At 66.5% G+C, this 23,866-nt stretch carries 26 protein-coding genes; 13 read left to right on the top strand and 13 right to left on the bottom strand.

Annotated features, from left to right (window positions below; genetic code table 11):
* The first annotated feature begins 26 nt into the window (after positions 1 to 26).
* Positions 27 to 1,205: an FAD-dependent urate hydroxylase HpxO gene (gene hpxO, locus AC3ENO_RS09330; RefSeq protein WP_434970352.1), complete on the top strand. Its 1,179-nt coding sequence runs from the start codon at positions 27 to 29 to the stop codon at positions 1,203 to 1,205.
* Between the two features lie 17 nt (positions 1,206 to 1,222).
* Here the strand turns inward: hpxO and AC3ENO_RS09325 are convergent, their stop codons facing one another.
* The gene (locus AC3ENO_RS09325) at positions 1,223 to 1,744 is read right to left on the bottom strand and encodes an adenine phosphoribosyltransferase (RefSeq protein ID WP_434970351.1); all 522 of its coding nucleotides are present in this window, start codon (positions 1,742 to 1,744) and stop codon (positions 1,223 to 1,225) included.
* A gap of 23 nt (positions 1,745 to 1,767) precedes the next feature.
* Here AC3ENO_RS09325 and AC3ENO_RS09320 point away from each other — a divergent pair, with 23 nt between their 5' ends.
* The 5 genes from AC3ENO_RS09320 to AC3ENO_RS09300 all read left to right on the top strand — a co-directional run bounded on the left by AC3ENO_RS09320 (position 1,768) and on the right by AC3ENO_RS09300 (position 8,364).
* Positions 1,768 to 3,420: a glycoside hydrolase family 13 protein gene (locus AC3ENO_RS09320; protein WP_434970350.1), complete on the top strand. Its 1,653-nt coding sequence runs from the start codon at positions 1,768 to 1,770 to the stop codon at positions 3,418 to 3,420.
* A 65-nt stretch (positions 3,421 to 3,485) separates the two neighbouring features.
* Positions 3,486 to 5,582, top strand: a complete 2,097-nt coding sequence (locus tag AC3ENO_RS09315; protein WP_434970492.1) for an APC family permease — start codon at positions 3,486 to 3,488, stop codon at positions 5,580 to 5,582.
* A gap of 54 nt (positions 5,583 to 5,636) precedes the next feature.
* A complete protein-coding gene (locus AC3ENO_RS09310) occupies positions 5,637 to 6,920 on the top strand; it encodes a SufS family cysteine desulfurase (RefSeq protein WP_434970349.1) in 1,284 nt (427 codons plus the stop codon).
* A complete protein-coding gene (gene sufU / locus AC3ENO_RS09305) occupies positions 6,920 to 7,369 on the top strand; it encodes a Fe-S cluster assembly sulfur transfer protein SufU (protein WP_434970348.1) in 450 nt (149 codons plus the stop codon). Before AC3ENO_RS09310 ends, sufU begins: the two co-directional genes overlap by 1 nt.
* Before the next feature lie 158 nt (positions 7,370 to 7,527).
* Positions 7,528 to 8,364: an alpha/beta fold hydrolase gene (locus AC3ENO_RS09300; RefSeq protein ID WP_434970347.1), complete on the top strand. Its 837-nt coding sequence runs from the start codon at positions 7,528 to 7,530 to the stop codon at positions 8,362 to 8,364.
* A 74-nt stretch (positions 8,365 to 8,438) separates the two neighbouring features.
* Here the strand turns inward: AC3ENO_RS09300 and AC3ENO_RS09295 are convergent, their stop codons facing one another.
* The 6 genes from AC3ENO_RS09295 to AC3ENO_RS09270 form a co-directional block, all read right to left on the bottom strand.
* Positions 8,439 to 9,200, bottom strand: coding sequence for an ABC transporter permease (locus AC3ENO_RS09295; RefSeq protein WP_434970346.1), 762 nt, complete (start codon positions 9,198 to 9,200; stop codon positions 8,439 to 8,441).
* Complete coding sequence (locus AC3ENO_RS09290) at positions 9,197 to 9,994, bottom strand: ABC transporter ATP-binding protein (protein ID WP_434970345.1); 798 nt, start codon at positions 9,992 to 9,994, stop codon at positions 9,197 to 9,199. The genes AC3ENO_RS09295 and AC3ENO_RS09290 overlap by 4 nt, the downstream gene beginning before the upstream one ends.
* Positions 9,991 to 10,380 carry a DUF1048 domain-containing protein gene (locus tag AC3ENO_RS09285; RefSeq protein ID WP_434970344.1) on the bottom strand — a complete coding sequence of 130 codons (390 nt, stop codon included), beginning with the start codon at positions 10,378 to 10,380 and terminating at the stop codon, positions 9,991 to 9,993. Before AC3ENO_RS09285 ends, AC3ENO_RS09290 begins: the two co-directional genes overlap by 4 nt.
* Before the next feature lie 2 nt (positions 10,381 to 10,382).
* Entirely contained in the window at positions 10,383 to 10,730 is a 348-nt protein-coding gene (locus AC3ENO_RS09280) for a PadR family transcriptional regulator (protein WP_434970343.1), read from the bottom strand.
* A gap of 149 nt (positions 10,731 to 10,879) precedes the next feature.
* A complete protein-coding gene (locus AC3ENO_RS09275; protein WP_434970342.1) occupies positions 10,880 to 11,860 on the bottom strand; it encodes an SRPBCC family protein in 981 nt (326 codons plus the stop codon).
* Positions 11,861 to 11,862: 2 nt separating this feature from the next.
* Positions 11,863 to 12,231 (bottom strand): ArsR/SmtB family transcription factor, encoded by a 369-nt coding sequence (locus AC3ENO_RS09270; protein ID WP_434970341.1) that lies wholly within the window; start codon positions 12,229 to 12,231, stop codon positions 11,863 to 11,865.
* A 185-nt stretch (positions 12,232 to 12,416) separates the two neighbouring features.
* Between AC3ENO_RS09270 and AC3ENO_RS09265 the strand changes: the two genes are divergently transcribed.
* From AC3ENO_RS09265 to AC3ENO_RS09255, 3 genes are read left to right on the top strand one after another with little or no spacing between them, the layout of a single operon-like run.
* Positions 12,417 to 13,241, top strand: a complete 825-nt coding sequence (locus tag AC3ENO_RS09265) for a TnsA-like heteromeric transposase endonuclease subunit (RefSeq protein WP_036294967.1) — start codon at positions 12,417 to 12,419, stop codon at positions 13,239 to 13,241.
* The gene (locus AC3ENO_RS09260) at positions 13,234 to 15,270 is read left to right on the top strand and encodes a Mu transposase C-terminal domain-containing protein (protein ID WP_036294965.1); all 2,037 of its coding nucleotides are present in this window, start codon (positions 13,234 to 13,236) and stop codon (positions 15,268 to 15,270) included. The genes AC3ENO_RS09265 and AC3ENO_RS09260 overlap by 8 nt, the downstream gene beginning before the upstream one ends.
* Before the next feature lie 2 nt (positions 15,271 to 15,272).
* Positions 15,273 to 15,440, top strand: a complete 168-nt coding sequence (locus AC3ENO_RS09255; protein ID WP_228179297.1) for a hypothetical protein — start codon at positions 15,273 to 15,275, stop codon at positions 15,438 to 15,440.
* Here AC3ENO_RS09255 and AC3ENO_RS09250 read toward each other — a convergent pair.
* Positions 15,437 to 16,129, bottom strand: a complete 693-nt coding sequence (locus AC3ENO_RS09250) for an AMP-binding protein (protein WP_228179298.1) — start codon at positions 16,127 to 16,129, stop codon at positions 15,437 to 15,439. The two genes, AC3ENO_RS09255 and AC3ENO_RS09250, sit on opposite strands and share 4 nt — an antisense overlap.
* 141 nt (positions 16,130 to 16,270) lie before the next feature.
* Between AC3ENO_RS09250 and AC3ENO_RS09245 the strand changes: the two genes are divergently transcribed.
* Complete coding sequence (locus AC3ENO_RS09245) at positions 16,271 to 17,068, top strand: helix-turn-helix transcriptional regulator (protein WP_454107979.1); 798 nt, start codon at positions 16,271 to 16,273, stop codon at positions 17,066 to 17,068.
* A 232-nt stretch (positions 17,069 to 17,300) separates the two neighbouring features.
* Here AC3ENO_RS09245 and AC3ENO_RS09240 read toward each other — a convergent pair whose 3' ends face one another.
* The 5 genes from AC3ENO_RS09240 to AC3ENO_RS09220 all read right to left on the bottom strand — a co-directional run bounded on the left by AC3ENO_RS09240 (position 17,301) and on the right by AC3ENO_RS09220 (position 21,644).
* Complete coding sequence (locus tag AC3ENO_RS09240; protein WP_228179299.1) at positions 17,301 to 18,230, bottom strand: alpha/beta hydrolase; 930 nt, start codon at positions 18,228 to 18,230, stop codon at positions 17,301 to 17,303.
* A 142-nt stretch (positions 18,231 to 18,372) separates the two neighbouring features.
* Positions 18,373 to 18,759, bottom strand: a complete 387-nt coding sequence (locus tag AC3ENO_RS09235) for a RidA family protein (protein ID WP_195692601.1) — start codon at positions 18,757 to 18,759, stop codon at positions 18,373 to 18,375.
* Positions 18,760 to 18,814: 55 nt separating this feature from the next.
* On the bottom strand, positions 18,815 to 19,390 hold the full coding sequence (locus AC3ENO_RS09230) for a flavin reductase family protein (protein ID WP_228179300.1): 576 nt from the start codon (positions 19,388 to 19,390) through the stop codon (positions 18,815 to 18,817).
* 32 nt (positions 19,391 to 19,422) lie between these two features.
* Positions 19,423 to 20,715, bottom strand: a complete 1,293-nt coding sequence (locus AC3ENO_RS09225; protein ID WP_434970340.1) for an acyl-CoA dehydrogenase family protein — start codon at positions 20,713 to 20,715, stop codon at positions 19,423 to 19,425.
* A 272-nt stretch (positions 20,716 to 20,987) separates the two neighbouring features.
* The gene (locus tag AC3ENO_RS09220; RefSeq protein ID WP_195692603.1) at positions 20,988 to 21,644 is read right to left on the bottom strand and encodes a TetR/AcrR family transcriptional regulator C-terminal domain-containing protein; all 657 of its coding nucleotides are present in this window, start codon (positions 21,642 to 21,644) and stop codon (positions 20,988 to 20,990) included.
* An 86-nt stretch (positions 21,645 to 21,730) separates the two neighbouring features.
* Between AC3ENO_RS09220 and AC3ENO_RS09215 the strand changes: the two genes are divergently transcribed.
* Genes AC3ENO_RS09215 through AC3ENO_RS09205 form a run of 3 tightly spaced genes read left to right on the top strand, consistent with a single transcriptional unit; the run spans position 21,731 to position 23,591 of the window.
* Positions 21,731 to 22,198, top strand: a complete 468-nt coding sequence (locus AC3ENO_RS09215) for a DUF6326 family protein (RefSeq protein WP_195692604.1) — start codon at positions 21,731 to 21,733, stop codon at positions 22,196 to 22,198.
* Between the two features lie 8 nt (positions 22,199 to 22,206).
* Entirely contained in the window at positions 22,207 to 23,412 is a 1,206-nt protein-coding gene (locus AC3ENO_RS09210; protein ID WP_228179302.1) for a CPBP family glutamic-type intramembrane protease, read from the top strand.
* A complete protein-coding gene (locus AC3ENO_RS09205) occupies positions 23,409 to 23,591 on the top strand; it encodes a hypothetical protein (protein ID WP_133177950.1) in 183 nt (60 codons plus the stop codon). Before AC3ENO_RS09210 ends, AC3ENO_RS09205 begins: the two co-directional genes overlap by 4 nt.
* The last annotated feature ends 275 nt before the right edge of the window (positions 23,592 to 23,866 follow it).

The following is a 23,866-nucleotide window of genomic DNA, read 5'->3' as shown; positions in this document are numbered from 1 at the left end:
GACACGACATCCCTAATGTTCACCACATGAAAATCGTCATCATCGGCGCCGGGATCGGCGGAGCAAGCGCCGGGATCGCGCTGCAGCGGCTCGGTCACGAGGTCGTCATCTACGACCGGATGCGCGAGAACAAGCCCGTCGGGGCGGCGCTGTCGCTGTGGTCGAACGGTGTCAAGGTGCTCAACTGGCTGGGGCTTGCGGACGAGGTCGCGGCCCTCGGCGGACGCATGGACGACATGGCCTACCTCGAGGGGCGCACCGGCGAGATCATGTGCCAGTTCTCGCTCGAACCCATCACGGCGCAGACCGGCCAACGCCCCTACCCCGTCGCGCGCGCCGACCTGCAGGCCCTGCTCATGGAGCGGTTCGGGCCGGAGCGGATCCACCTCGGATGCACCGCTGTCGGCATCCGGGATGACGGCGAGACGGTCACGGTGACCTTCGAGGACGGCTCGACCGACACCGCCGACCTCGTGATCGGCGCGGACGGTGCCCGATCGATGGTGCGCGATCACGTCACCGGCGGTGGCATCGAGCGCGTCTACTCGGGCTACACGAACTTCAACGGACTGGTGGCCCAGGACCCCGCGATCGGCCCCGCGACCCAGTGGACGACGTACGTCGGCGAGGGAAAGCGCTGCGCCGTCATGCCGGTCGCCGGCGACCGCTTCTACTTCTTCGTCGACATCCCCCAGCCCGCGGGCCTGCCCTACGACCGCGCCGACGGCATCGCCCCGTTGCGGGAGGCGTTCGGCGGCTGGGCTCCGGGCGTGCAGGCGCTGCTGGCGGCGATCGACCCCGAGGTCTCCTTGAACCGGGTCGAGATCTGGGACATCGACCCGTTCCACACCTGGGTCAAGGGACGCGTCGCGATCCTCGGGGATGCCGCCCACAACACCGCACCCGACATCGGACAGGGCGCCTGCTCGGCCCTCGAGGACACCTTCGCGCTCGCGATCGCCCTGTCGACCAACACGATCTCGGTCGAAGACAGCCTGCGCCGCTACGAGAAGAGCCGCACCACTCGCGCGGGGGAGCTCGTCTCGCGAGCCCGCAAGCGCGCGCACGAGACGCACGCGTTCGACCCGGCCGCGACGGATGCCTGGTACGAGAGCCTGCGCGGCACCGACGGCAGCGACATCATCCGCGGCATCGTCGGCAACATCGATGGCAGCCCCATCAACCTCGGCGCCGGCATCCTCTAGGCCCGACGGCCGAACCCTCAGCCGTGGAAGACGGCGTGCGCATCGCCGACGAGCCTGCGGCCCCCGAGGGCGTCGAGCTCCATGAGCACAGAGATTCCCGCGACCTGCCCGCCCAGCTGCGTCACCAGATCGCGGGCGGCGGCAAGGGTTCCCCCGGTGGCCAGAACGTCGTCGATCAGCAGCACACGCGCCCCGACCGGGATGTCGTCGTGCGCTTCGATGACAGCCTGACCGTACTCGAGGGCGTAAGCGACGGATGCCGCGGGCCGGGGGAGCTTTCCCGCCTTACGGATCGGCACAAGACCGGTCCCCGATGCCGTCGCCGCCGCGCCCGCGAGCAGGAACCCGCGCGCCTCGACCCCCGCGACCAGATCGAATCCGCCCGCGAAGGGTTCGATGAGAGCGCCGATGACCGCGCGCAGGCCCGCGGCATCCGCCAGCAACGGAGTGATGTCGCGGAACAGCACCCCCGGCTCGGGATAGTCGGGGATGGCACGTATCAGCGACTCGGCACGAGTGAGCTCAGGGTTCGCGGGCACGGGCTCAGGATACGGTGGACGGCGTGAGTTCTCCCGAGGCACCCGGCAGCGAGTGGTGGCGCACCGCCGTCATCTACCAGATCTACCCCCGTTCCTTCGCCGATCGCTCCGGTGACGGCATCGGAGACCTCCCCGGAGTGACCTCCCGCCTCAACGACCTCTCTGCGCTCGGTGTCGACGCCATCTGGCTGAGCCCATTCCAGCGCTCGCCGCAGAAGGATGCCGGCTACGACGTGTCGGACTACTGCGACGTCGACCCGATCTTCGGCACGCTCGCCGACTTCGACGAGATGCTCGCGCAGGCGCATGCGCGCGGCATCCGTGTCATCGTCGACCTCGTCCCGAACCACTCGTCCGACCAGCACGTGTGGTTCCGCAACGCGCTCGCGGCGGCACCGGGCAGCCCCGAGCGCGCCCGCTACATCTTCCGTGACGGCAAGGGCCCGCAGGGCGAGGAGCCTCCCAACAACTGGGAGTCCGTGTTCGGCGGGCCGGCCTGGACCCGGGTCACCGAGGCCGACGGCACGCCGGGCCAGTGGTACCTGCACCTGTTCGACACCTCGCAGCCCGACTTCGACTGGACCAACGACGAGGTGCGCCAGGAGTTCCGCCGCATCCTGCGATTCTGGCTCGACCGTGGCGTCGACGGCTTCCGCGTGGATGTCGCGCACGGCCTCGTGAAGAAGGAGGGGCTACCCGACTACACGCCGCCCACCGACGCCGGCTCCATGGGCGGCGGCGAGACTGCGGTGCCGTACTGGGGGCAGGATGGCGTGCACGAGATCTACCGCGACTGGCACGAACTGCTGGCCGAATACGACGGCGACCGCGCGCTGTGCGCGGAGGCGTGGCTGCCCTCGGTGGCGCAGACCGCGCTGTGGGTGCGCCCCGACGAGATGCATCAGGCGTTCAACTTCGAATACCTCGAGACGCCGTGGGATGCCCAGAAGCTGCGGCTGGTCATCGCCGACTCGCTCGCGGGCTTCGGCGCCGTGGGCGCACCGAGCACGTGGGTGCTGTCCAACCACGACGTCGTCCGCCACGCGTCGCGCCTCGCACTGACCGTCGAGAACCCGCAGGGCTACGGCATCGGCCCGAGAACGCCCGGCAAACCCGACCCCGTCGTCGGTCTGCGCCGCGCCCGCGCCGCGACGACGCTGATGCTCGCCCTGCCCGGCTCCGCCTACCTCTACCAGGGCGAGGAGTTGGGTCTTCCCGAGGTCATCGACCTGCCCGACTCAGCGCGCCAGGACCCCACATGGTTCCGCACCCACGGCGAGCGCTACGGCCGTGACGGATGCCGCGTGCCCCTTCCCTGGACCGCGGATGGCCCCTCCTACGGATTCAACGACACTGGCGAGTCGTGGCTGCCGCAGCCCACCCAGTGGGCGGCGTTCGCCCGGGACGTCCAACGCGACGACCCCGACTCCACGCTGACGCTGTACAAGACTCTCCTGGCTGAACGGCGCGCGCGGGGGCTGGGGGCCGGGCAGCTGGAGTGGATCGACAGCCTGCCGGAGCATGTCGTGGCGTTCCGCAACGGGTCCATCACCGTCGTCGCGAACGTCGGCACGGAGCCGGTCCCCCTCCCCGGCGGCACCGTCGTCGTCTCGAGCGGACCCGTGGCAAGCGGCATCCTTTCCCCCGATCAGACGGTGTGGCTCGCGGGCGACTGACCCACTGACGTGGCACGCGGGGCCGCGCGTGAGCCGGATCTTGCGCAGGCGACGCAACAGGCGTAATCTCGCCCGCCGTGACCACCGAGGGGCGTGATCCCGCCCTGCCCGAGACTCCTGCAGCCAAACGCATCCTGCTGGGCGAGCCGTTGTCGTCCGACGCAATGGACGAGCACCTCCTCGCCAAGAAGATGGCCCTGCCGATCTTCGCCTCGGACGCCCTGTCGTCGGTAGCCTATGCGCCGCAGGAACTGCTGATGATCCTGTTGACCGGCGGTCTCGCGTTTCTCGCGTTCTCGCCGTGGATCGCCGCCGCCGTCGTCATCCTGCTGACAGTGGTCGTGCTCAGCTACCGGCAACTCATCAAGGCGTACCCCTCGGGGGGCGGCGACTACGAGGTCGCGCGCACCAATCTCGGAGAGGTGCCCGGTGTCGTGGTCGCCGCGGCGCTGCTGGTGGACTACGTCCTCACCGTGGCCGTCTCGGTCGCCTCCGGGGTGGACAACATCATCTCGGCGTTGCCCTTCCTCGATCCCGCGCGCGTCGAGATGGCCGTCGGGTTCGTCATTGTCATCGTGCTGATCAATCTGCGCGGCGTGCGCGAGGCCTCGCTCGTGTTCGCGATCCCCACGTACGTGTTCATCACGTCGGTGGTGATCATGATCGGTGCCGGTCTCGTGCGCACCGCGCTCGGCGACCCACCCGTGGCGTCGTCGGCGGAGTTCGCCGTGCAAGCCGAGAGCCTCACGCAGGCCGCCGTCATCCTGCTGGTGCTGCGGGCCTTCTCGAGCGGCTGCTCCGCCCTCACCGGCGTCGAGGCGGTCTCCAACGGCGTGCCCGCGTTCCGCCGACCCAAGGTGCGCAACGCGCAGCTGACGCTCACGATGATGGGCGGGATCGCGATCTTCCTGTTCGCGGGCCTCACGACCATCGCGCTGGTCGCCGGCGTCCACTACGCCGAAGACCCCTGCACGCTCATCGGGTTCGACTGCGAGAACCAGCCGCAGCCGAGCCTCATGGCACAGGTCGCCGCCGCAACCTTCGGCATGGGCTCGGTGCCGTTCTACATCATCCAGGCGGCCACCGCGCTCGTGCTGCTGCTGGCGGCCAACACCGCGTTCAACGGGTTCCCGCTGCTCGGTGCCGTGCTGGCCCGCGACGGGTACGCCCCGAAGGCACTGAACACCCGCGGCGACCGCCTGGTCTTCTCCAACGGGATGCTCGTGCTCGGCCTCGCTGCCGTCGCCGTGCTCGTGATCTATCAGGCAAACCTCACGACACTCATCCAGCTGTACATCATCGGTGTCTTCGTCTCGTTCTCGCTCGGTCAGCTCGGGATGGTGCGCCACTGGCGCGGCATCCTTCGGGCAACGACGCGGATCGAGGCGCGCCGCGACCCGGCATCGGCGGTCGAGCGTCGCGGCGCCTTGACCGGGCTGGTCATCAATTCGACCGGGGCGACCTTCACCGCGGCGGTGCTCGTCATCGTGACCGTCACCAAGTTCACCCACGGCGCGTGGCTCGTCTTCCTGGCCATCCCGATCCTCGCGACCCTCATGCTCGGGGTGAATCGCTACTACCGCGACGTCGAACACGAGATCCGGATGGACGACGATGTGCACTTCGGCTCCTCGGGGGATGTCGCCCTCGTCATGGTCAACCGGCTGCAGAAACCTGTCGCCAAGGCGATCGACTATGCGCTGGCGGCCCGACACGACACGACGATCGCTCTCCATGTCGCCACGGACCCGCAGGAAGCCGACGCACTGCAACGGGAGTGGGCACAGCACAGCATCCCGCTGCCGCTCGTGATCATCGACTCGCCGTACCGCACCTACGGCGGGCCCGTCGCAGAGTTCATTCGTCGGTATCGCGAGAAACACGGCTCGGCCGTGGTCACCGTCTATCTGCCGCAGTACATCGTGGGGCACTGGTGGGAGACGCTGCTGCACAACCGTCGGGCGCGACGCCTGGCCCAGCAGCTCATGCTCGTCCACGGCGTCTCGATCACTCTCGTGCCCTGGCTGCTCGACTCCTCCGAACTCATCTATGGCCGGCGCTCCCGCCCGCTTCCCGGTCAAGAACGCGCCGGGCGCCCGTTCGACCCGGTCGAGCACTTCGAACACGCCGAGCACTCGAGCCTCGAGCGCCCCGACCTGTAGCGGCAGCATCCCGCGCCCCGAACCGCCCGCCTCCACGGCGCGTACGCTGGAGGGGTGACCGTTCCCGCCGTGACCCCGCTGGATCTCGACGCCATCCGCGCCGATTTCCCCCTCCTCGCGCAGGAGGTGAACGGCCACCCGCTCGCATACCTGGACTCTGCCGCGACCAGCCAGAAGCCGCAGCAGGTGATCGATGCCGAGGTGGAGTTCCTGAGCCGCACCAACGCCGCCGTGCACCGCGGTGCCCACACGCTGGCAGCAGAGTCGACGGATGCCTTCGAGGACGCCCGGGCGGCGGTCGCCGCATTCGTCGGCGCCGGCGAAGGTGAGCTCGTGTGGACATCCGGGGCGACCGCCGGCATCAATCTCATCGCATACGCCATCGGGAATGCGACGCTCGGGCGAGGCGGCGAGGCGGCGAGGCGCTTCGCGCTGCGTCCGGATGACGAGATCGTCGTCACGGAGTCCGAGCACCACGCGAACCTCATCCCGTGGCAGGAGCTCGCCGCCCGCACCGGCGCGCGCCTGCGCCACATCCCGGTGCTCGACGATGGCCGGCTCGACATGGCGGCCGCGCGCGAGCTGATCGGCGAGCGCACCCGCATCCTCGCCTTCCCCCACGTGTCGAACGTGCTCGGCATCATCAATCCGATCGACGACCTCGTCGCCCTCGCCCGGAGCGTGGGCGCACTGACAGTCATGGATGCCTGCCAGTCGGTGCCCCACCTGAGCATCGACATGCCATCGACCGGCGTGGACTTCGCCGTGTTCTCCGGACACAAGATGCTCGGCCCGTACAGCATCGGCGGACTCTACGGCAGGCGCGAACTGCTCAACGCCCTGCCGCCGTTCCTGACCGGCGGATCGATGATCACGACCGTCACGCTCGACGAAGCCCAGTACCTCCCATCCCCCCAGCGCTTCGAGGCCGGAACACAGCCCGTGTCGCAGGCGGTGGGCCTGGCGGCAGCTGCCCGCTATCTGCAGGCATTCGGAATGGATGCCGTGCACGCACACGAGGTCGAGCTCGAGCGGCGAATGCGCGACGGGCTGCGCGAGATTCCCGGCATCCGTCTGCTGGGCGATACGGATGCCGCGCCCCGCGTGGGCCTTGCCTCGTTCGCCGTCGAGGGGGTTCACGCGCACGACGCGGGCCAGTTCCTCGACGCCCAGGGGATCGCGGTGCGCGTCGGCCATCACTGCGCCCAGCCGCTGCATCGCCGATTCGGGTTGACCGCGTCGGTGCGCGCCTCCGCCGCGCTGTACACGACCCCCGACGAGGTCGATCGATTCCTGGATGCCGCCAGCGGCATCCGTTCCTACTTCGGAGCCGCCTGATGAGCCTCGAGTCCCTGTACCAGGAGCTGATCCTCGACCATTCCAAGCGCCCGCACGGGTTCGGCCTCGCCGAGGCCGACGACCACAGCGGCACGAGCTACCAGCGCAACCCGATCTGCGGCGACGAGGTCACGCTGCGGGTGCGCGTGAGCGATGACGGGCAAACGATCCGCGACGTCACGTGGGAGGGCCAGGGCTGCTCGATCTCGCAGGCCTCGGCATCCATGCTCGTCGACCTCATGGACGGCCTGCCGCGCGAGCAGGCAGCCCAGCTGATCGACGGGTTCCGTGAGGCGCTGCGCTCCCGCGGCACGATCGAGCTCGACGAGGACACCTACGAGGACGCCGCGGCACTCTCGGGCGTCTCGAAGTTCAGCGCCCGCGTGAAGTGCGCGATGCTCGCCTGGGTCGCCCTCGAAGAGGGCCTGGCCCAGACCGCGGTGAACTGATTCCGCGCCGTCGAGTGGTCACGCCGTCCGCCGCAGGACCGTCCGTGCCCCGATACGCGCTGGGGGATGTGCGGGTCCGGGTCAGGCGAGTGGGGCCGCCAGGTGCCTACACTCGTGTTTCGGAGGTACGGGGGTTCGGCCCCGTCGACTTCGTACTGGTGCCCGGCATCGGGATGAGCGTCGGCGTGTTCGAGCGCCTCGCACCACGGCTCCTTCCGTATGGGAGCGTGTATGCGCTCGATCTGCCCGGGTTCGCTGGCACCCCCTGCCGCGCGCGCGATCTCGACATCGTCGGCTACGCGCATCTCGTCGGCGCCGCTGTCGACGCACTGGGTCTTGCCGCTCCTGTCGTCATCGGGCACTCGATGGGTGCCCAGGTGGTCACCGAACTCTCCGCCGGGCGGCCTGACCTCACCCGGCTCGTACTCGTGAGCCCGGTTGTCGCTCCCGCGCAACGCTCTGCAGTCCGGGTCGCACTCGCTTTCGCGCTCGCGGCTTCAAAAGAGCCGGTCGGGGTCGCCCTCTTGGCCGTGATGTCTTACCTGCTGACAGGTCTGAGACCGTTCTTCGCGAGCATGCCCCGGATGATCGCCTTCCGCCTGGAGCAGCGCATATCGGATGTCGAGGCCGACGTGCTCGTCCTTCGGGGAGAGCTCGATGCGGTGTGCCCGCGGGGATGGACGGCGCTCATTGTCAGCCGTGCCAGAAGCGCCCGCGCCGTGACCATCCCGGGCGCCGCGCACTCGATCGTGCATCGCAACGCTGGGGAGGTGGCGCGACTGTGTGCCGAGCACGCAGGGCTGACACACCCCTCCCGCGCCTCGATTCCACGTGCTCGGTCCCGCCGGAGCCCTCGGCTATCGCTGCTGGCAACGGTGGCACGAGCTCGAGAGTTCCTCGCCATCCTTTGCCGCGACGATGTCGCGCTCGCTCGCGCCAAGACCTCACGGATGAGGGTAGCGATCGTCTCCGCGGAGGGGATGTCCAGCGATTGAGCGGTCGCAGCGCGGTGAGTCGCACTTTGCTCGCGGCGGGATCGCCCCTCGGCTGATCGCCCGCGCCCCCGCCGTCAGCGGATCCGGCGGCGGTACTGGAGCATGGCGAGGACGTAGCCGACGACCAGGATGGCGAGCATCCAGGCCAGGGCGATCCAGATGTCGGCGTCGACGGGCTGCCCCGCCAGCAGCGCACGGATCGTGTCGACGATCGGGGTCACCGGTTGGTACTGCGCGAACCAGGCCACCGGGCCGGGCATCGTGTCGGTGGGCACGAATGCCGAGCTGATGAACGGCAGGAAGATCAGCGGGTACGAGAACGCGATGGCTCCGTCGGCCGTTTTCGCCGACAGCCCCGCGAGCACGGCGAGCCACGTCAGGCTCACGGTGAACAGGAACAGGATGCCGACGACCGCCACCCACGCGAGGATCCCCGCACCCGAGCGGAAGCCCATGAGCACGGCAGCGCCCACGACGAGCGCGAGGGACACGCCGTTGGCCACCAGAGACGTGAGGACGTGGGCCCACAGGGCGCTGGAGCGCGCAATGGGCATCGACTGGAACCGCTCGAAGATTCCCCCCTGCAGGTCGAGGAAGAGGCGATACGCGGTGTACGAGACCCCCGAGGCGATCGTGATGAGCAGGATGCCGGGAAGCAGGTAGTCGATGTAGGACTGGCTGCCCGTCTCGATGGCTCCCCCGAGCACGAAGACGAACAGCAGCAGGATGCCGATCGGCATCACCGCTGTCGTCATGATCGTGTCGGGGCTGCGCAGGATGTGCCGAAGCGAGCGGCCCGTGAGCGCCGCCGTGTCGGTGAGAGTGTGCATGCTCATTGCTCGTTCCTCTTCGTGATCGCCAGGAAGATCTCCTCCAGGGTCGGCTGCTTCTCGACGTACTCGACGGTCGCCGGCGGCAGGAGCGCCTTCAGTTGCTCGAGGGTCCCGTCGGCGATGATCCGGCCCTCGTGGAGGATCGCGATGCGGTCGGCAAGATGCTCCGCTTCGTCCAGATACTGCGTCGTCAGCAGCACCGTCGTGCCGGCTGCCGCGAGTCCTCGCACCGCGTCCCAGACCTCGAGGCGCGCCTGCGGGTCAAGGCCCGTCGTGGGCTCATCGAGGAAGACGACCCGCGGGTCGCCGATGAGGCTCATCGCGATGTCGAGCCGGCGGCGCATCCCGCCCGAATAGGTGCCGGCGGGGCGGCCCGCGGCATCCGTCAACGCGAACCGCGCCAGCAGCGCGTCGGCGACCGATCGCGGATCGGGCAGGTGCCGCAGCCGCGCGACGAGGGTGAGGTTCTCTCGCCCCGTCAGCACGTCGTCCACCGCCGTGAACTGCCCCGTGAGGCTGATCGCCTCGCGCACCCGTCCGGGCGCGGACGCCACGTCGTTGCCGGCGACCTCGGCAGTCCCGGCATCCGCGTGCAGCAGGGTGGCAAGGATGCGGACCAGGGTCGTCTTGCCCGCGCCGTTGGAGCCCAACAGGGCGACGATCGACCCGGCGGGAACGTCCAGATCCACCCCGCGCAGCACCGCCAGCTCTTTGTAGGCCTTCGTGATGCCGCGCGTGCGGATCGCCGGGGGCGTCGCGGTGCGCGGGGCGACGGACGTTACCGACGCGGCGCTCATGGCGCGACCTCGCCGGCTCCGGAGGCGGCCTGCGTGTCGGCTTTCGCGATGGCATCGGCGAGCCGCTGCTGCTCCTTCGAGAGCCACTTGCCGAGGCCGTAGTTGCTCTTGAACTCCTCGACGAACGCGACGGGGTCCTCGCCGACGATTTCGCGCACCGGGGTGCCATCGATCGCTGCGCGCTCGAACAGGTCACCGAGGTCGTCGAACATCGCCATCAGCCGGGCGCCGCCATCGGGGCCTCCCGTGTACATGAGGTAGCGCTCGATCCCCTCGATCGCCGTGCGATACGGAGTGGGCAGCTGCTTGACGCGCGCCTTGTACGCGCGCCAGCGGCGTTTGTCATCCAGCGAGCCGGTGACCAGCTCGATCCAGTTCGCGGCCATGGTCAGTTGTTCCCTTCGTCGGATCCGTCGTGCGTGTGGAGCTGTGCCAGGCGCTCGGAGAGGAAGCCCCAGGTGCGCCAGAACTCGTCGAGGTCCTCGCGGCCCCGTTCGTTGAGCGTGTAGACCTTGCGCGGCGGCCCCTTCTCGGAGGGAACCTTCTCGACGTCGACGAGACCGCGCTGTTCGATGCGCACCAGGAGGGCGTAGATCGTGCCCTCGGCGATGTCGGTGAAGCCGCGCTCGCGCAGCCTCGCCGTGATCTCGTACCCGTAGGCCGAGCCGGTCGCCAGCAGCGCGAGGACGATGCCCTCGAGCGTGCCCTTGAGCATCTCGGTCATCTGCTTGCCCATCGGCATCCTCACTACTCAGTGTTATTGACTACCGGTAGATAGTAACACTGAGTACCGCGAACGCAAACCCTCGGCATCCGGATGCCGTCACGCAACGACGAAGAGGGGGCGGATGCCGCCGCATCCGCCCCCTCTTCGTTGCGTGCCCCTCAGCCGGCGAGCACCTCGCGCTCGAGCCGCGCGTAGCTCGTCTCCATGCCCTCGGTCATCCCGGTGGCCAGGACCATGTCGCGCGTGTCTTTGTCGGGATACTCGATGAGCACCGTGATGAGCGTCGCGCCGTCCTCCTCGTAGAGATTCAGGTCGTTGACGGTTGACGGATAGTCGGTGCCGGTCATGTGCTCGGTCGTCACCGCACGCACCGGCGGCACGCTCACGAGCGTCTCGCCGTCGAACCCGAACCCCTCCCCCTCAGTGCCCTCCAGCGGCTCCCACGCGTAGCGGTAGCGACCTCCGACTGCCGGGTCGATCTCGCACACCGACATCCGCCATCCGTCGGGACCGAGCAGCCAGCGCTTCATGAGCTCGGGCTCGGTGTGGGCGCGCCACACCAGCTCGCGGGGGCCGTTCACCAGGCGCGTGATGCGCACGTGCGTGTCGCTGAGGATCTCGGTCTGCGTGCCCTTGCCCTGCGCATACTCGCGCAGATCCTGCAGCACGCGGTCGAGCTGGTTGATCGCGAGGGTCGACCCTTCGATCGCGCCCATCGCGATGACCTGCTCGAGCGCCTCGGAGGACGTGAAAGAGGTGACGTTGGTCAGCCGCGAGCCGGTCTCGGTCGCCTCGAACCGGAACACCATGCGCTGCAACGGCATCTCGTCGTTGCGCGCCCCGCTCTCGTCGGTGAAGTAGTCGAGCACGCTGAACGAGACCGGCTCGTCGATGTCGATGAACTCCCACCCACCGCCGTAGCGGTCGCCCTGGGGGCTGGTCATGACGTAGGAAGCCCGCCCTCCGGGGGTGAAGTCGAACTCGCTGAAGGTCGCGGGGTACCCGGGAGGCCCCCAGAACCGTTCCAGCTGGGCCGGCTCGGTGAGCGCCTTCCACAGGCGCTCGACCGGCGCCGCGAAGTCGCCGACGAGGGTCATCGTGAGCGCTTCGGGGTCGGTGGTGACAGAGGTGACGGGCATCGTCAGGTCCCTTTCGTGGGGGTGGGGGGGAGGTCGGTCGGTTCGGCGAGCAGGTCGTCGAGGCGCTGAATGCGGGCGCGCCAGAGGTCTTCGTAACGCGCGAGCAGGGCGCGAGCGCGGGCGATCATCTGAGGATCGGCGCGCACCAGTCGCTCGCGCCCCTCCGCCCGCTTGATGATGAGCCCGGCCTCTTCGAGGACGGCGACGTGCTTCTGCACCGCCGCGAAGGACATGTCGTACTCACGGGCGAGTTCCGAGACGGAGTGCTCGGACGCGATCGTGCGACGCAGGATGTCGCGCCGCGTCGCCGCAGCCAGTGCGTGGAAGACACGGTCGACCTCGGCATCCGTCAGATCACTTTCTACAACCATTTGGTTGTAGATTAGGCTCTCGAGACAGCGGAGTCAAGATGCGCGTTGTCGGGAACGGGTTTGCGTGACACAACGGCTCTTTACCTGACATACGGCATGAGCTCGATGACACGGAATGTCACTTACTCCGCGAGTCGCGCGTGTCACCCGCCTCTCCGCATATAGACCGGTGCCAGGAGGTCCCGGTGCGTCCAGTCGAAACTGCGAAGCAGATCACGGTGCGGCGTCGCTCGCCGTACACGGAGGCCCACTGGCTGCCCCGCTCAATCGACGACACGGTCCGATCCCCCGTTCGCCAGGACTACGCGATCGTCACACGAGACGTTGGAGAGCGGGACTGGGCGTCGATAAATCCGAGGCGTGTTCGCACATCGAAGGGTGTCCGGCACCGCTTCACCAACTCGATGTACTTCTGGCAGCGGACGCGTAGCCATGTCTGGTGCGAGTCTCAGGAGGAGCGCTGGGAATTGCTATGGCTCGACTTCGGTGCACAGGTGGAGCGCCTTTGGGCGCAGCCGATGGCGATCGCCTTTGGGCACGGTTCGCGCCTAGCGGGATATTCGCACGTTCCCGACTTCCTGGCTCAGTTCACAGACGGTAGCTACGGGCTGTTCGATGTCCGCCCGGAGGAAAGCCTGAAGCACGCGACGCGTCTACAGTTCGACGAAACTGCTAAGACCTGCGAGACGCTCGGCTGGCACTACCGAGTTCTCACCGGTCACGACACGCTTGCGACGCGGAACCTCGACTGTTTGTCTGCATCGCGCCATGAGCGCTGCGCGCCGGTCCCTGAGATCGAAGCGCTGATCCTCGATGCCGCCCGGGGCGGGCGCACTCGACGCGAGTTGTGCGAGATCGCGTCTCCGGAATGCCCACCGCTGGCGGCAGCTTGGGTCGACAACCTCGCGTGGCGCCGTCTTCTCCACCTGGATCTAGGAGCTGTCTTCAACAGCGACACCGTGTTCACGTCGTCGGAGCGCGTTCTGGAAGGGGGGAGATCCAATGCCTGAAGAGCACAAGCTGCGGCTGGGCGACATCGTTGAGATCGACGGGGAGTCGTGGGCGTGGGAAGGAGTGCGTCGGGGTACCGAGGCCAAGTTGCGCCGCGAGGGAACCGCCGACGACTGGATGGTCATCTCGGTTCCCGAGTTACTTGCTCATGCGGGCAGCTCGAAGCGTGATGTGGATCTTCCGCTGCGGATCGCTGGCGGCGATTGGCCAAGTGACGTACTCGACATGGAGAGGCACTTGCTGGAAGCATTTCGGGGTATCCCGATGGCCCCGACTGCAACCGGGCCGCGCCCGCAGTATGACCCTGCCATTACGACACAGGAGCAGCGGATTGCGTCGAAGATCGCGGAGACGGCCGGCACGTCATTGGCCCGCTCGCGGAAGGCGCTGTTCAACTTCTGGAAGGTCTATCAATCGCACGGTGTGGCGGGGCTGGACGCCCGGATGCACAGACGGGGCAAGCGAAGACTTGTGATCGCGAGGGCAGATCCGCGACTGGTCGCCGTCATCGACCGTGCGCTGGACGATCGCAGGGATATGCCGACTACTACTCGACGCCACTGCGCGTTGCTGGTGCGTCGGATGCTGGAGAGCATGTACCCGGGCGACCCGGTCTGCGATATCACTGACACCACGCTGCAGGGTTACATCAATGAGCGAGACGCGGGTCGGTACAGCTTCGATAAGGCCACCACTCGGCGCACGGCCGCGAACAGTCCGGATCGCCAACACTTCTCCGGCAGCGCCTTCCGACTCGGAGCGGTGTGCGAGATCGACTCGACGCTGCTGGATGTGCAGGTGTGGGATGACAGGGGCAACACCTACCGCCCCACTGCGACCGTGCTTTTCGATGTCGCGAGTCGAGTGCCTCTCGCATGGGCGATCCACGCTAACTCGCCGAACGGATTCGATCACTCACTTCTGCTGGCTCGTGCCATCGTGGGGCGCCGTGCGATTCCAGGGTCCGCTGCCGCGGTGCTTTCCGGATCCGCAACTCTTCCCATTGAGCTGATGAAGAGAGTGAATCCGTACCTCGACGACGACTCGTTGGCTGTGCCCTGGATCTTCCCTCACGCGATCACGATCGACGGAGGCGCCGACTTTCGCTCTGCGACGTTTGAGGCTGCGTGTCGCGCGTTCGGCATCACCCTGGTGCTGGCGCCCCCGAACGCCGCTACGGTGAAGCCGCATGTCGAGCGCAACTTCGGAACCACATCGACCAGCTTTGCGACCTGGCTGGCCGGCGCGACTGGCAGTTCGGTCGCGAACAGGGGTAAGCGGGATAACCCGACGCTGACGCTTGACTCGGTGCGGCTTGCGTTCGAGACATGGATCACGACGGTCTACTTGAACACACATCACGGCGGGTTGAAGTCGCCGCTGTTCCCGGGGCGGGAGTGGACTCCCAACCAGATGTACGCAGTACTGTTCGAGGTCGGCCCGGGCGTGCAGTTGCCGTTCCGCGCGGAGGACTTCTTCGCCCTCCTGCCTACAAAACCCCGCGTGATCAGCAGCGAAGGCATCGAGTTCAACAACCGGACCTACGACTCGCCGTTGCTGGCCGAACTGCGCGACCGCTCGTTGACAGGTGCGGCCACCGGCTCAACCCGGGCGCGGAAGTTCGACATCAGTTACGACCCTTACAACTCCAACGCCGTGTGGGTGCGCCACCCAGAGACCGACGAGTGGATCGAGTGCTGGGACACCGCGCTCGACGACAAGGCGGCGTGGATGGTCGCCGAGGCTGCAGTCAAGCTGGTCGAACGATTCGGCTCCGGTGACCCAGGCGAGACCCCGAAGAGGACGGAGCTCCTGGATGTCATGGAGAGGCGGGAGCGCAGCGACAAGCGCGCCCGCAATCGCAACCTTCGCGACAGGGCCACCGGCGCAACGGCGCCCTATATGTCCGATTCCGGCGCGACGGACCCGGAGCCGATCGACCTGGACGGATGGACCGACCCTGCCGATGTCGGTGACATCGACTGGGACTCGCCGGAGTACGACATCGTCACGGTGAAGGAGTTCTGAAGGTGATCGTCCAACCTCTGGTGCTACACCACGCGCGCAAGACCACCCTGCTCGGACTGCGTGAGGCGTTCACCGCTCTTCCGCCCCCGCCTCCCCCGCTGTCGTTCGCCGAGTACTCCACCCTGCCGACGAGAGGGCGGGCTGCGTACGATCAGGCCCGGGACGACTAGAGCGGCACCGGGAGGCAGAGGCGATCGTACTCCGTGTAGTGCAGACCTTCTCCAACGGAGTACCCGTTGTTGAGAATGTTGTGGTGTGAGAGTGTCGCACCTTTGGGGAAACCGGTCGTTCCCGATGTGTACTGGATATTGATCGGCTGGTCGAACGTGAGTTCCGCGGCCCGGTCGCTCAGCCGGCCGACGTCCTCGGTGGTGCCGGGTTGGAGGAGTCGCGTCCAGCCGGGTGATCCAACGAATACGACGTCGTGGTAGTTGATCTCGGCGAGCATGGCGGCGTAGTCGGTGTCGCGGAAGTTGGTCGCGCTGATCATCAGCCGCATGGTTGATTGCTTGATGACGTAGTCCAGCTCTGTCGTGCGATACGCCGGGTTGACGTTGACGAGAATGGCGCCGATTTTCGCGGTTGCGTACTGGACGAGAACCCACTCTGCGGAATTGGGCGACCATACGCCGACCCGATCGCCTCTTGCGATTCCAGCCTTGATCAGGTTGGCAGCCAGCGCCTCGACATCGTGGAGCAACTCTGCGAACGTCCAACGCCTCCCACTGAAGGTCTCGACAAGCGCTTCTCGCTCAGGGAATTCCTGTGCAATCTGGTCGAGGAGTACCCCGATCGTCTGCCCGAGCAAAGGTGAGGTGCCGGTGCCGGACGCGTAAGAGATGAGTGCTTCATTGCTCATTCGCACATCATCGACGGACTCTCGCGACCTCATCACCCCCATACAGGGGTGGATTACCGATCTCAAAACTGTGACAGTTGACCGCAGTAGAGAACGGGAGTATTCAGAGTGGAATCCGTCCTATCGTCATCCCTCGCGTCGATGCGGCGCGAGACCGGATTGCCTATCGCCTTCGGGGGCGAGGTCTCCGCGAACGGCACACGGATGGTGATCAACGAGTCTGTGGGAAACGCGAGTCGCGCGCTCAACGGGCTCGTGATTCGTGCCGGGCACGGACTTGGAGGCAAAGCGCTGCGCGGGGCGAAGATCGCGGCCGTCGCCGACTACCTATCGGAACCCAGCATCACCCACGAGTACGACCACGCCGTCGCTGCTGAGCGCTTGCGATCCATCGTCGTAGTGCCCGTTGTCGTCAACGGAACGGTGCGGGCAATGCTGTACGGGGCACTCCGTGTGCCAGCGGAACTGGGCTCGTCCGTCTTGCGTGGAGTGCGCGAGATCGCTCGCAGGGTCGAGTTCGATATCGCCGTCGCCGACGAGGTCGCCCGGCAACTACGCACTCTTGAGGCTGCGACGATCACGGAAGCGGCGCGTTCCTCACCGGCCGATCCCGACCGGGCGGCGGTCAGCGCCGCTTATGCGGAACTGCGTGCTCTTGCCCGCGAAACCGATGACCGCGATCTACGCGTTCGCCTCGCGCGAATCTCGCACGGTCTGTCAGGCGGGCAGGCAGTCCATCGCTCACGCGTGTTGTCTCCCCGTGAGATCGACGTGCTCTCCCTCGTTGCGGTGGGCTACACGAACAAGGAGATCGCGGACCGCCTCGGAATCGAGGCAGAGACGGTCAAGAGCTATCTGCGGTCGATCATGCACAGACTGTCCGCGCACAATCGCACGCAAGCCGTCGCGCTCGCCCGGGCAATCGGCGAACTCCCCTAAGCGGACTACTTCGGTGCATCTCGCCACGGCGGAGGGACTGGACCACCTGCTGGCCCGGCCCACGCCGGCCCGGTGCAACAAGAGCGAACCCCCAGCGATCGCCGACGCTGGGGGTTCGCTCCTTCATCCTGGCGCGATCAGGGCGTGCTCGCACCGTCGTGCTGATCGGCTCCCTGCGGCTTGCGCGGTAGCGCCTTTCGAACTCCGACATTGCCACCGACCCGCGGCTTGTTCATCCCGTCTTCACGAGGGAGGCCATGAGCGCGGCCTGAAGCTGCACACCGACGAATCGGCGCGCGCTGTTGCCGCCATCGATGACTCCCGCCATGTAGAAGAAGCCGTGAACCAACCCGTTGAATCGGACTGAAGTTACCGTGTTGCCTGCCTCCGCCATTGCCTGTGCGTAGGCCTCGCCCTGGTCCCGCAACGGGTCATACCCCCCTGTGATCACTGTCGCGTCGGGGAGGTTGCTCAGATCTGGGTTCAAGCCCGGCGACGCCAACACATCGCGCCGGTTTTCGCCTGCGTATGTCGAGTAGCAGTACTCGCTATCGCGGGCCGTGAGGAAGTAACCTTCCGCGAACTCCTCGAAGCTTCCGGTGAGGTCAGTCGATAGCTCGGTCGTGGGGTAGATCAGCGCCTGGTGCACGAGCGCGGGTTGGTGCCCTCGAAGCTGCTGCGCAGTGACTGCTGCGAGAGTGCCGCCGGCGCTGTCTCCCGCGACGGCGACGCGCGAGACGTCTATCGGCAGCGCAGAGTCTCCACGAAGCACGGCCTCAGTTACCGCGAGAGCATCCTGAATCGCGGCGGGGAATGGCGCCTCCGGCGCCCTTCGGTAGTCAACGCTGACTACGAGGGCACCTGAGTACTTCGCCAGGTCGCGTGCGGTCGTATCTGCGATTTCGAGATCGCCGAGAACAAAGCCTCCGCCATGGAAGTAGATCACGGCTGGCGCGTCATGCTCCACAGGGGTAGCGCTGTACAGCCGCACGGGAACGCCGGCAATCGTCGTGTCCTCGACATATGGAAGTTCCGTTGTCGCACCTGTGAGTGGGAGCGCGTTGCTGAGGGCGGCGCGGTTCTGTTCAACTGTCTGAGTGTCCGCCGGCGGTGAGCCTGCGACGATGTCGAGGAACCTTCTGGCATCAGGGTGCACTGTCATTGTGTCTCCTTCATTTTCATTTGCGCGAGTCGGCAACCGACGCTAGCAGGTTTTCCCCTGAATAGCAGGGCTTGTGTTCGCCGGATACCCCGGCGGCGGGTGAGTTTGCTGTTGGGTGAGATTCGGCAGTGCGCACCTATGGCTAGACCGCCGCGATCGCGTCGATCTCGATTGTTGCTCCGTTGTACAACGAGTGCACACCGATGACGGTGCTCGCTGAGGGCTCGGCCACTTGCACAATTGCGTTTCGAGTCCGGCGCCACATGGCGAGCTTGTCTTGATCGAGCTGTGTGATGTAGACGTTCACGCGAACGAGGTCTTCGTAGGTCGCTCCGCCTGCCGCGAGTGCGCGCTCGAGTTCTGCATAGGTGAGCTCGATGGCGCGAACGAAATCGCTGGGGACCGAACCGTCCGCTTCGAATCCGACCTGGCCGGAGATGAAGAGAAGGTCACCTGCGGTTACTCGGACACTGTCCGAGATGCCAGGTACGACGGGCGCTCTCGTATGCGCAATTCTTCCGTTCGCCATTCATTTCTCCTTTGGATGCGGTCGAATGGGCTCGATCTTGGGTAGCGCGGATCGCCTAGTCTCCACGGCCATATACGACGTAGAACGGAACCAGCGATTCGGGCAGCATCGACTTTCTGTCGAGCACGAACCATTTTCGGTTGTGGTACACGAGCGGGTTCGGCTCCTGGCACGGTCCGTCCGCCCTACGTGGACTTGCCCCGATGGCTTCTACGACGACGAGCGTGGCGTCCCTCACTTCGAACCGGTCCGCGACTCGTCCCCGTATCCACGAGTTGGCTCGCGGGTAGTATGGTTCCCCCGATGGGAGCCTGTCCCATTCGATGTCTTCACCAAAGCGCTCAGCTCCGCTGCGAGCGCCCAGTTTGGCAAGCTGAACCTGGTCCGACGCCAGCATGTGCACGATCAGGGTCTCGGCGCGCGCGATGGTGGGGGTGCTCGACGAGCGCGCCGAGGCGGAGAAGACCAGCGTTGGCGGATCGATCGAGACGGAGGCTACCGAACTGACGGTCATCGCTACCGGTCCGTCACCTGCGTCGGCGGTGACAATTGCAACCCCGGCGGGGTGGTGGCGAAAGGCGTAGGTGAACTCCTCCGCGGAGATGTTCTGATCGGCTCGTTCTCGGGACATCGATTGTCCTTCTCGCTGGGTCCGCGCGCCGATTAGACGATCGGAAGCACGAATCGTGCTTCCTCTTCGCGTCCGCACAGCACCTTTCCGTATGCTTCGTACCCACTCATCCCGAGGGTGTGTCCATGGCGACTCGCCGTTGCCTGATCCCGCCATATGCGCTGGAGAACGGACGCTTCAGCGAAGCCCGCAGACCCGTGCGCGGTCATCAGTTCGTGGATCATGGTGGTGATGGTCTCGACCACCCACCCGGCCTTCGCGCGCATCTCGATCCGCTCGGCATACGGCGCATAGTAGCCTCGCTCGGCGGCATCGTAGATCTGATCCGCCACCTCCTCCGCCACCCGTTCGGCTGCGTCCAACTGGAGCGCGGCCTTCGCGATCTGTACCTGGAAGGAGGCGGAGTCTGATTGCTTCTCATAGCCGGTGTAGGCGATGGCCTTCGTGTCCGCCTTCGCGATCACAAAATCGAGTGCCGCGCGGCCCATCCCAAGGTGGGGTCCAACCAGCTTCATGAACAGCGACGGAACGAACACCGTCTGGTAGGTCTGTTCGGGATTGTCGCCAAGGTGTTGGCCGTCGACGGCGGCAGTGAGCGGCAAGATGCGATGGTCTGGGACGAAGACGTTCTCGGCTACTTGGATGACGCTGCCGGTTGACTTCATCCCAGCGACGAACCAGTTGTCCTCCAACGTCAGGTCAGTGGTCGGGATCAGCGCGAGGCCAGCATCGACCACTTCCCCCGCGTCATTCTTCAGAGGGATGCCGAGCAGCGACCAACCTGCGTGACGGCTCCCGGTCCCGTACGCCCATCGGCCGGTGACTTTGAGCCCGCCGGGCACCTGCTCCGTGTCGGATGTCGTCGCGAGAACGATCGATATGAAGGAATCCACACCGCCCTCCCCGCCCCAGACATCCTGCTGCGCCTGCTCGCTCATGAGGCTCAGAACCCAGGCGCCCGAGTCCAAGATTCCGCAAACCCATGCCGTGCCGCCGTCGCCCCGTCCGATCGCCCGCGCCACGGCGTTGCACTCCCGCGTGTTTGCCGCAAGACCGCCGAACTTGGTCGGGGCGGAAACGCTGAATGCGCCGGTCTTCGCGACGGCAGAGAACATCTCGTCGGGGATCCGCCGCAAGTCCTCGCCGGCCCTACCTCCAGCCGCAAGCGCCGCACGCATGTCATCAATGCGGTCGATAACAGCGGCAACTTCGGGCCGAATACCTGCGTCTGACATCAAGTGACTCCTTCGTGGTCGACACTGGTCGCTGACAATCTCCAACTCATTGCCTGCTCGCTCATCATCGAGGGAGTGCAGCGACGTCATCACCCCCATTCAGGGGTGGGCCGCTGATCAGGTGCGTCCGCTCGGCGAATGCGCGAGGGACACCCTCGGAGGCGAGATGGCCAGACATGATGTCGTCGGAAGGCCGGACACGGTGCGCCGGTCCAATCAGGCGCGTGAGGATCGCGCAAACAGAACACTGCATGTGAACGGGCGCGACGCGGCAGTCGAGTGGGTGACCGAGGCGAGACGAATTCCGTGCCCACGCCGTGCCCACAACTGAAACGATCCCTGACGGCCCCTCTCCGGCGGTCCTATGCGACTCGGGTGGCGTCGAGCTGAGCCTGGATGGCGTCGAGGATGAGGGTGAGGCCGTTGTCGAATTCGCTCGGATAGGTGTAGTCGCCGCTGCTCAGCAGTTCGGTCAGCGACCGTGAGAGGTTCGGGTAGGCGCCCGGGTCGGGTGAGACGGTTGCCGCGAAGTCAGCTTCTGCGCCCGGGTTGGGCTGGAACGGGAGATTGGTCTCACTGAGCGCAAAGCCGTAAACGAAGGCGTCCACGGTTGAAAAAGCGAGCGTCGCCAGTGGAGCGGTGAAGCCGGCGGCGAAGAGCCATCCGAGGACCCTGTCGTGATGAGTCAGCAGGGCCGCGCTCGGCGCAGGCCGTGATTCGATCATCGCGATCGACCACGGGTGTGCGACGAATACGGCGCGGGCGGATCGAGCGCGCGTTTCCATTGCCTCTCGCCATGGCGCATCTGGCGGAGGAAGATCGATCTTGGCGATGGCCCATTCGGCGAGCGCGTCGAGGAGAGCGTCTTTGCTCGATACGTGGTGATAGAGCGACATGCCCTCGACTCCGAGCTCGCCGCCCACGCTGCGCATCGAGACACCAGCGAGACCGGACCGGTCGGCGACGGCAGCCGCCGCGGCGATCACGCGTTCCCTTGTCAGGGTCCCTCGTCGGCTCACTGTGACATCTTTGCGTAACTTACGGTCGTAAGAGTAGGATCGGGCGGCAAGTCTTACATGTGTAAGTTTTATCGCTGGGAGCCCGCATGATCGTCGATCCTTCTTCCCCGTTCCGGCCGCTCGACCCGAGAGTCCGGCTCGCCGCGCTCTGGACGAGCGTCATGTTCCTCGTCGCGTTCGTCGACATCTTCGCGTTCTACCGCGCTGACCTCCGAGAGCAGATCGAGGCAGGACGCGCTTTCGTATTCACCATCAACGAAGCCTTCATGTTGGGCATCGTTCTGTACGTCGCAGTGCCCTCACTGATGATCGCCGCGTCGGTACTGATCCCGCGCACGGTCAATCGGTTGATGCAAATCGTGGTCGCGGCAGTGTTCGCCCTCACGATCATCGGCGCTGCGATCGGCGAGTGGAGCTACTACCTCGTTGCCAGCGGCATCGAGCTCGCACTCCTCGCAGGGGTCATCGCCGTCGCGGTCCGATGGAAGGACACTCCACTGGTCGCGGCGCGAGACCTCGCGGCAGCCCGAACCTCCCGGGACGCGCGAGGGTGAGCCCGCGAGTGACCCGCTCACGACAAGCGCGCACGTTCCTCACCATCACCTTCAGCGCTGTCCTGCTGCTGTGCCTCCCGGCGCTGCTCGGCGTCGATGCCGACTACCTGGGGGTTGCCACGCCTCTTGCGCAGTGGATTCCCGCACTTGCGGTCATTCTTGCGGTCAGACCCGTGCGCGGCAGCCGAGCCCTACGAAGCTTGTGGCGCGCCTCACCCTTCGGCGGGGCACGCACCTGGATTGTCATCGGGCTCACCACGGCCGCCATCCTCGTTGTCGCCGCGGCGCAGATCGTTGTGGGCGTCGCCGTGGGCGTCGTCTCGTGGTCACCCGATCCCGCCCTCGGCGAAACCGCTTTGCTTGTTCTCCCCGTGGCGCTGCTCGCCTTCCTCTCCGCAACAGGTGAGGAGTTCGGCTGGCGGGGATTCCTCTGGACCCGCGTCCGAGGGAATCGTGGGTTCTGGTGGACCGCCCTCGCTGTCGGTGCCGTCTGGACGGCCTGGCATCTCCCACTGCTCGTCGCATACGGCGCTCAGGGGGACCTGTCCTGGCGAACCGTGCTCGGAACGACGGTCGACCTCTTGGTGGCCTCACTCGTCCTCGGCGCCGGGCGCGAGCTTTCCGGGAGCGCGTGGCCGGCTGCATGGGGCCATGCACTGGTCAATTCCGTCCTCGTCTTCGCGTCGACCGCCTTCGTCACACCCGCGACGCAACTTCCCGATCCAGCGTTCTGGGTGTATAAGGCTCTCGGCTGGGCGGCGTGGGTGGGCGCGGCGGCGGGGATGCTCGCTCTTCGAAGGCGCCTCCTTATCGCACCCGCGCGAGACGTCACCGGGCGCAGCCTCGACGAAACCGAGGATGCGCTGCTGGAAGCGCTGCGCACGAGCGATGTCGACGCCCTGCGCGCTTTGCTTGCCGAGGATCTGCGTTTCCGCCTGCCCGACGGTTCGGTGGTCGATCGCGCAGCCGATCTGCACGCACACGCGTCCGGAGCACTGAGGTTTCTGCAGATCGACGAGACGCACCGAACGACGGACCAGCAGAAAGGGAAGGGAAGCACAGTGTCGAGATCACGCGTTCACGTTGTCGACCGCGGGCGCTTCGCGGAGGCGACGATGACCTATCGCCGTTCGTGGGCGATCGTCGGGGGCCGCTGGCAGGTCGTCGCGGGCAGCGCCGAGGTTGTGAACGACGAGGAAGCGGTGGCACTGTGACTACTTACGCTGAAACAACTCCTCCACCCACTGCGAGCAACTCCGATCTCCAGTACACGGTGCGGCAGGTGCTGGGGATCTGGGCCGCTGCGGCGATCCCGATGGCATCACTTGCGGCAGAGTGGGCGAACGACTTCATTCAGCGAATCGACGCGGCAATGACCAACGAGACAACCTGACGTCGGGCCCCTCGCGAGACAACATCCGCGGCCGCGGCCGCTGCCTCGACATCCGCCTCCGCGGCATTCTCCTCCTCGTCTTCGGCCGCATCCCCGGCGTTGACGTCGTCTGCGGCGCCTTCCTCGGCCCACGGCGCCCTCCGCGGCGTCTTCGCTCTCCCCGGATTCCTTCACATCGCCCGCGGGCAAAGAGCGGATCGAAGTGACCGTCGTCGACGAACCACTCAAAGCCAGGTCTATAAAGCGCGTCGGACGCGGGTCGCTCTACGCCCGAC

Source organism: Microbacterium sp. bgisy207, from assembly GCF_057706855.1.
The sequence above is the reverse complement of the archived record's forward strand: the minus strand, read 5'-3'. Positions and strand labels throughout refer to the sequence as shown.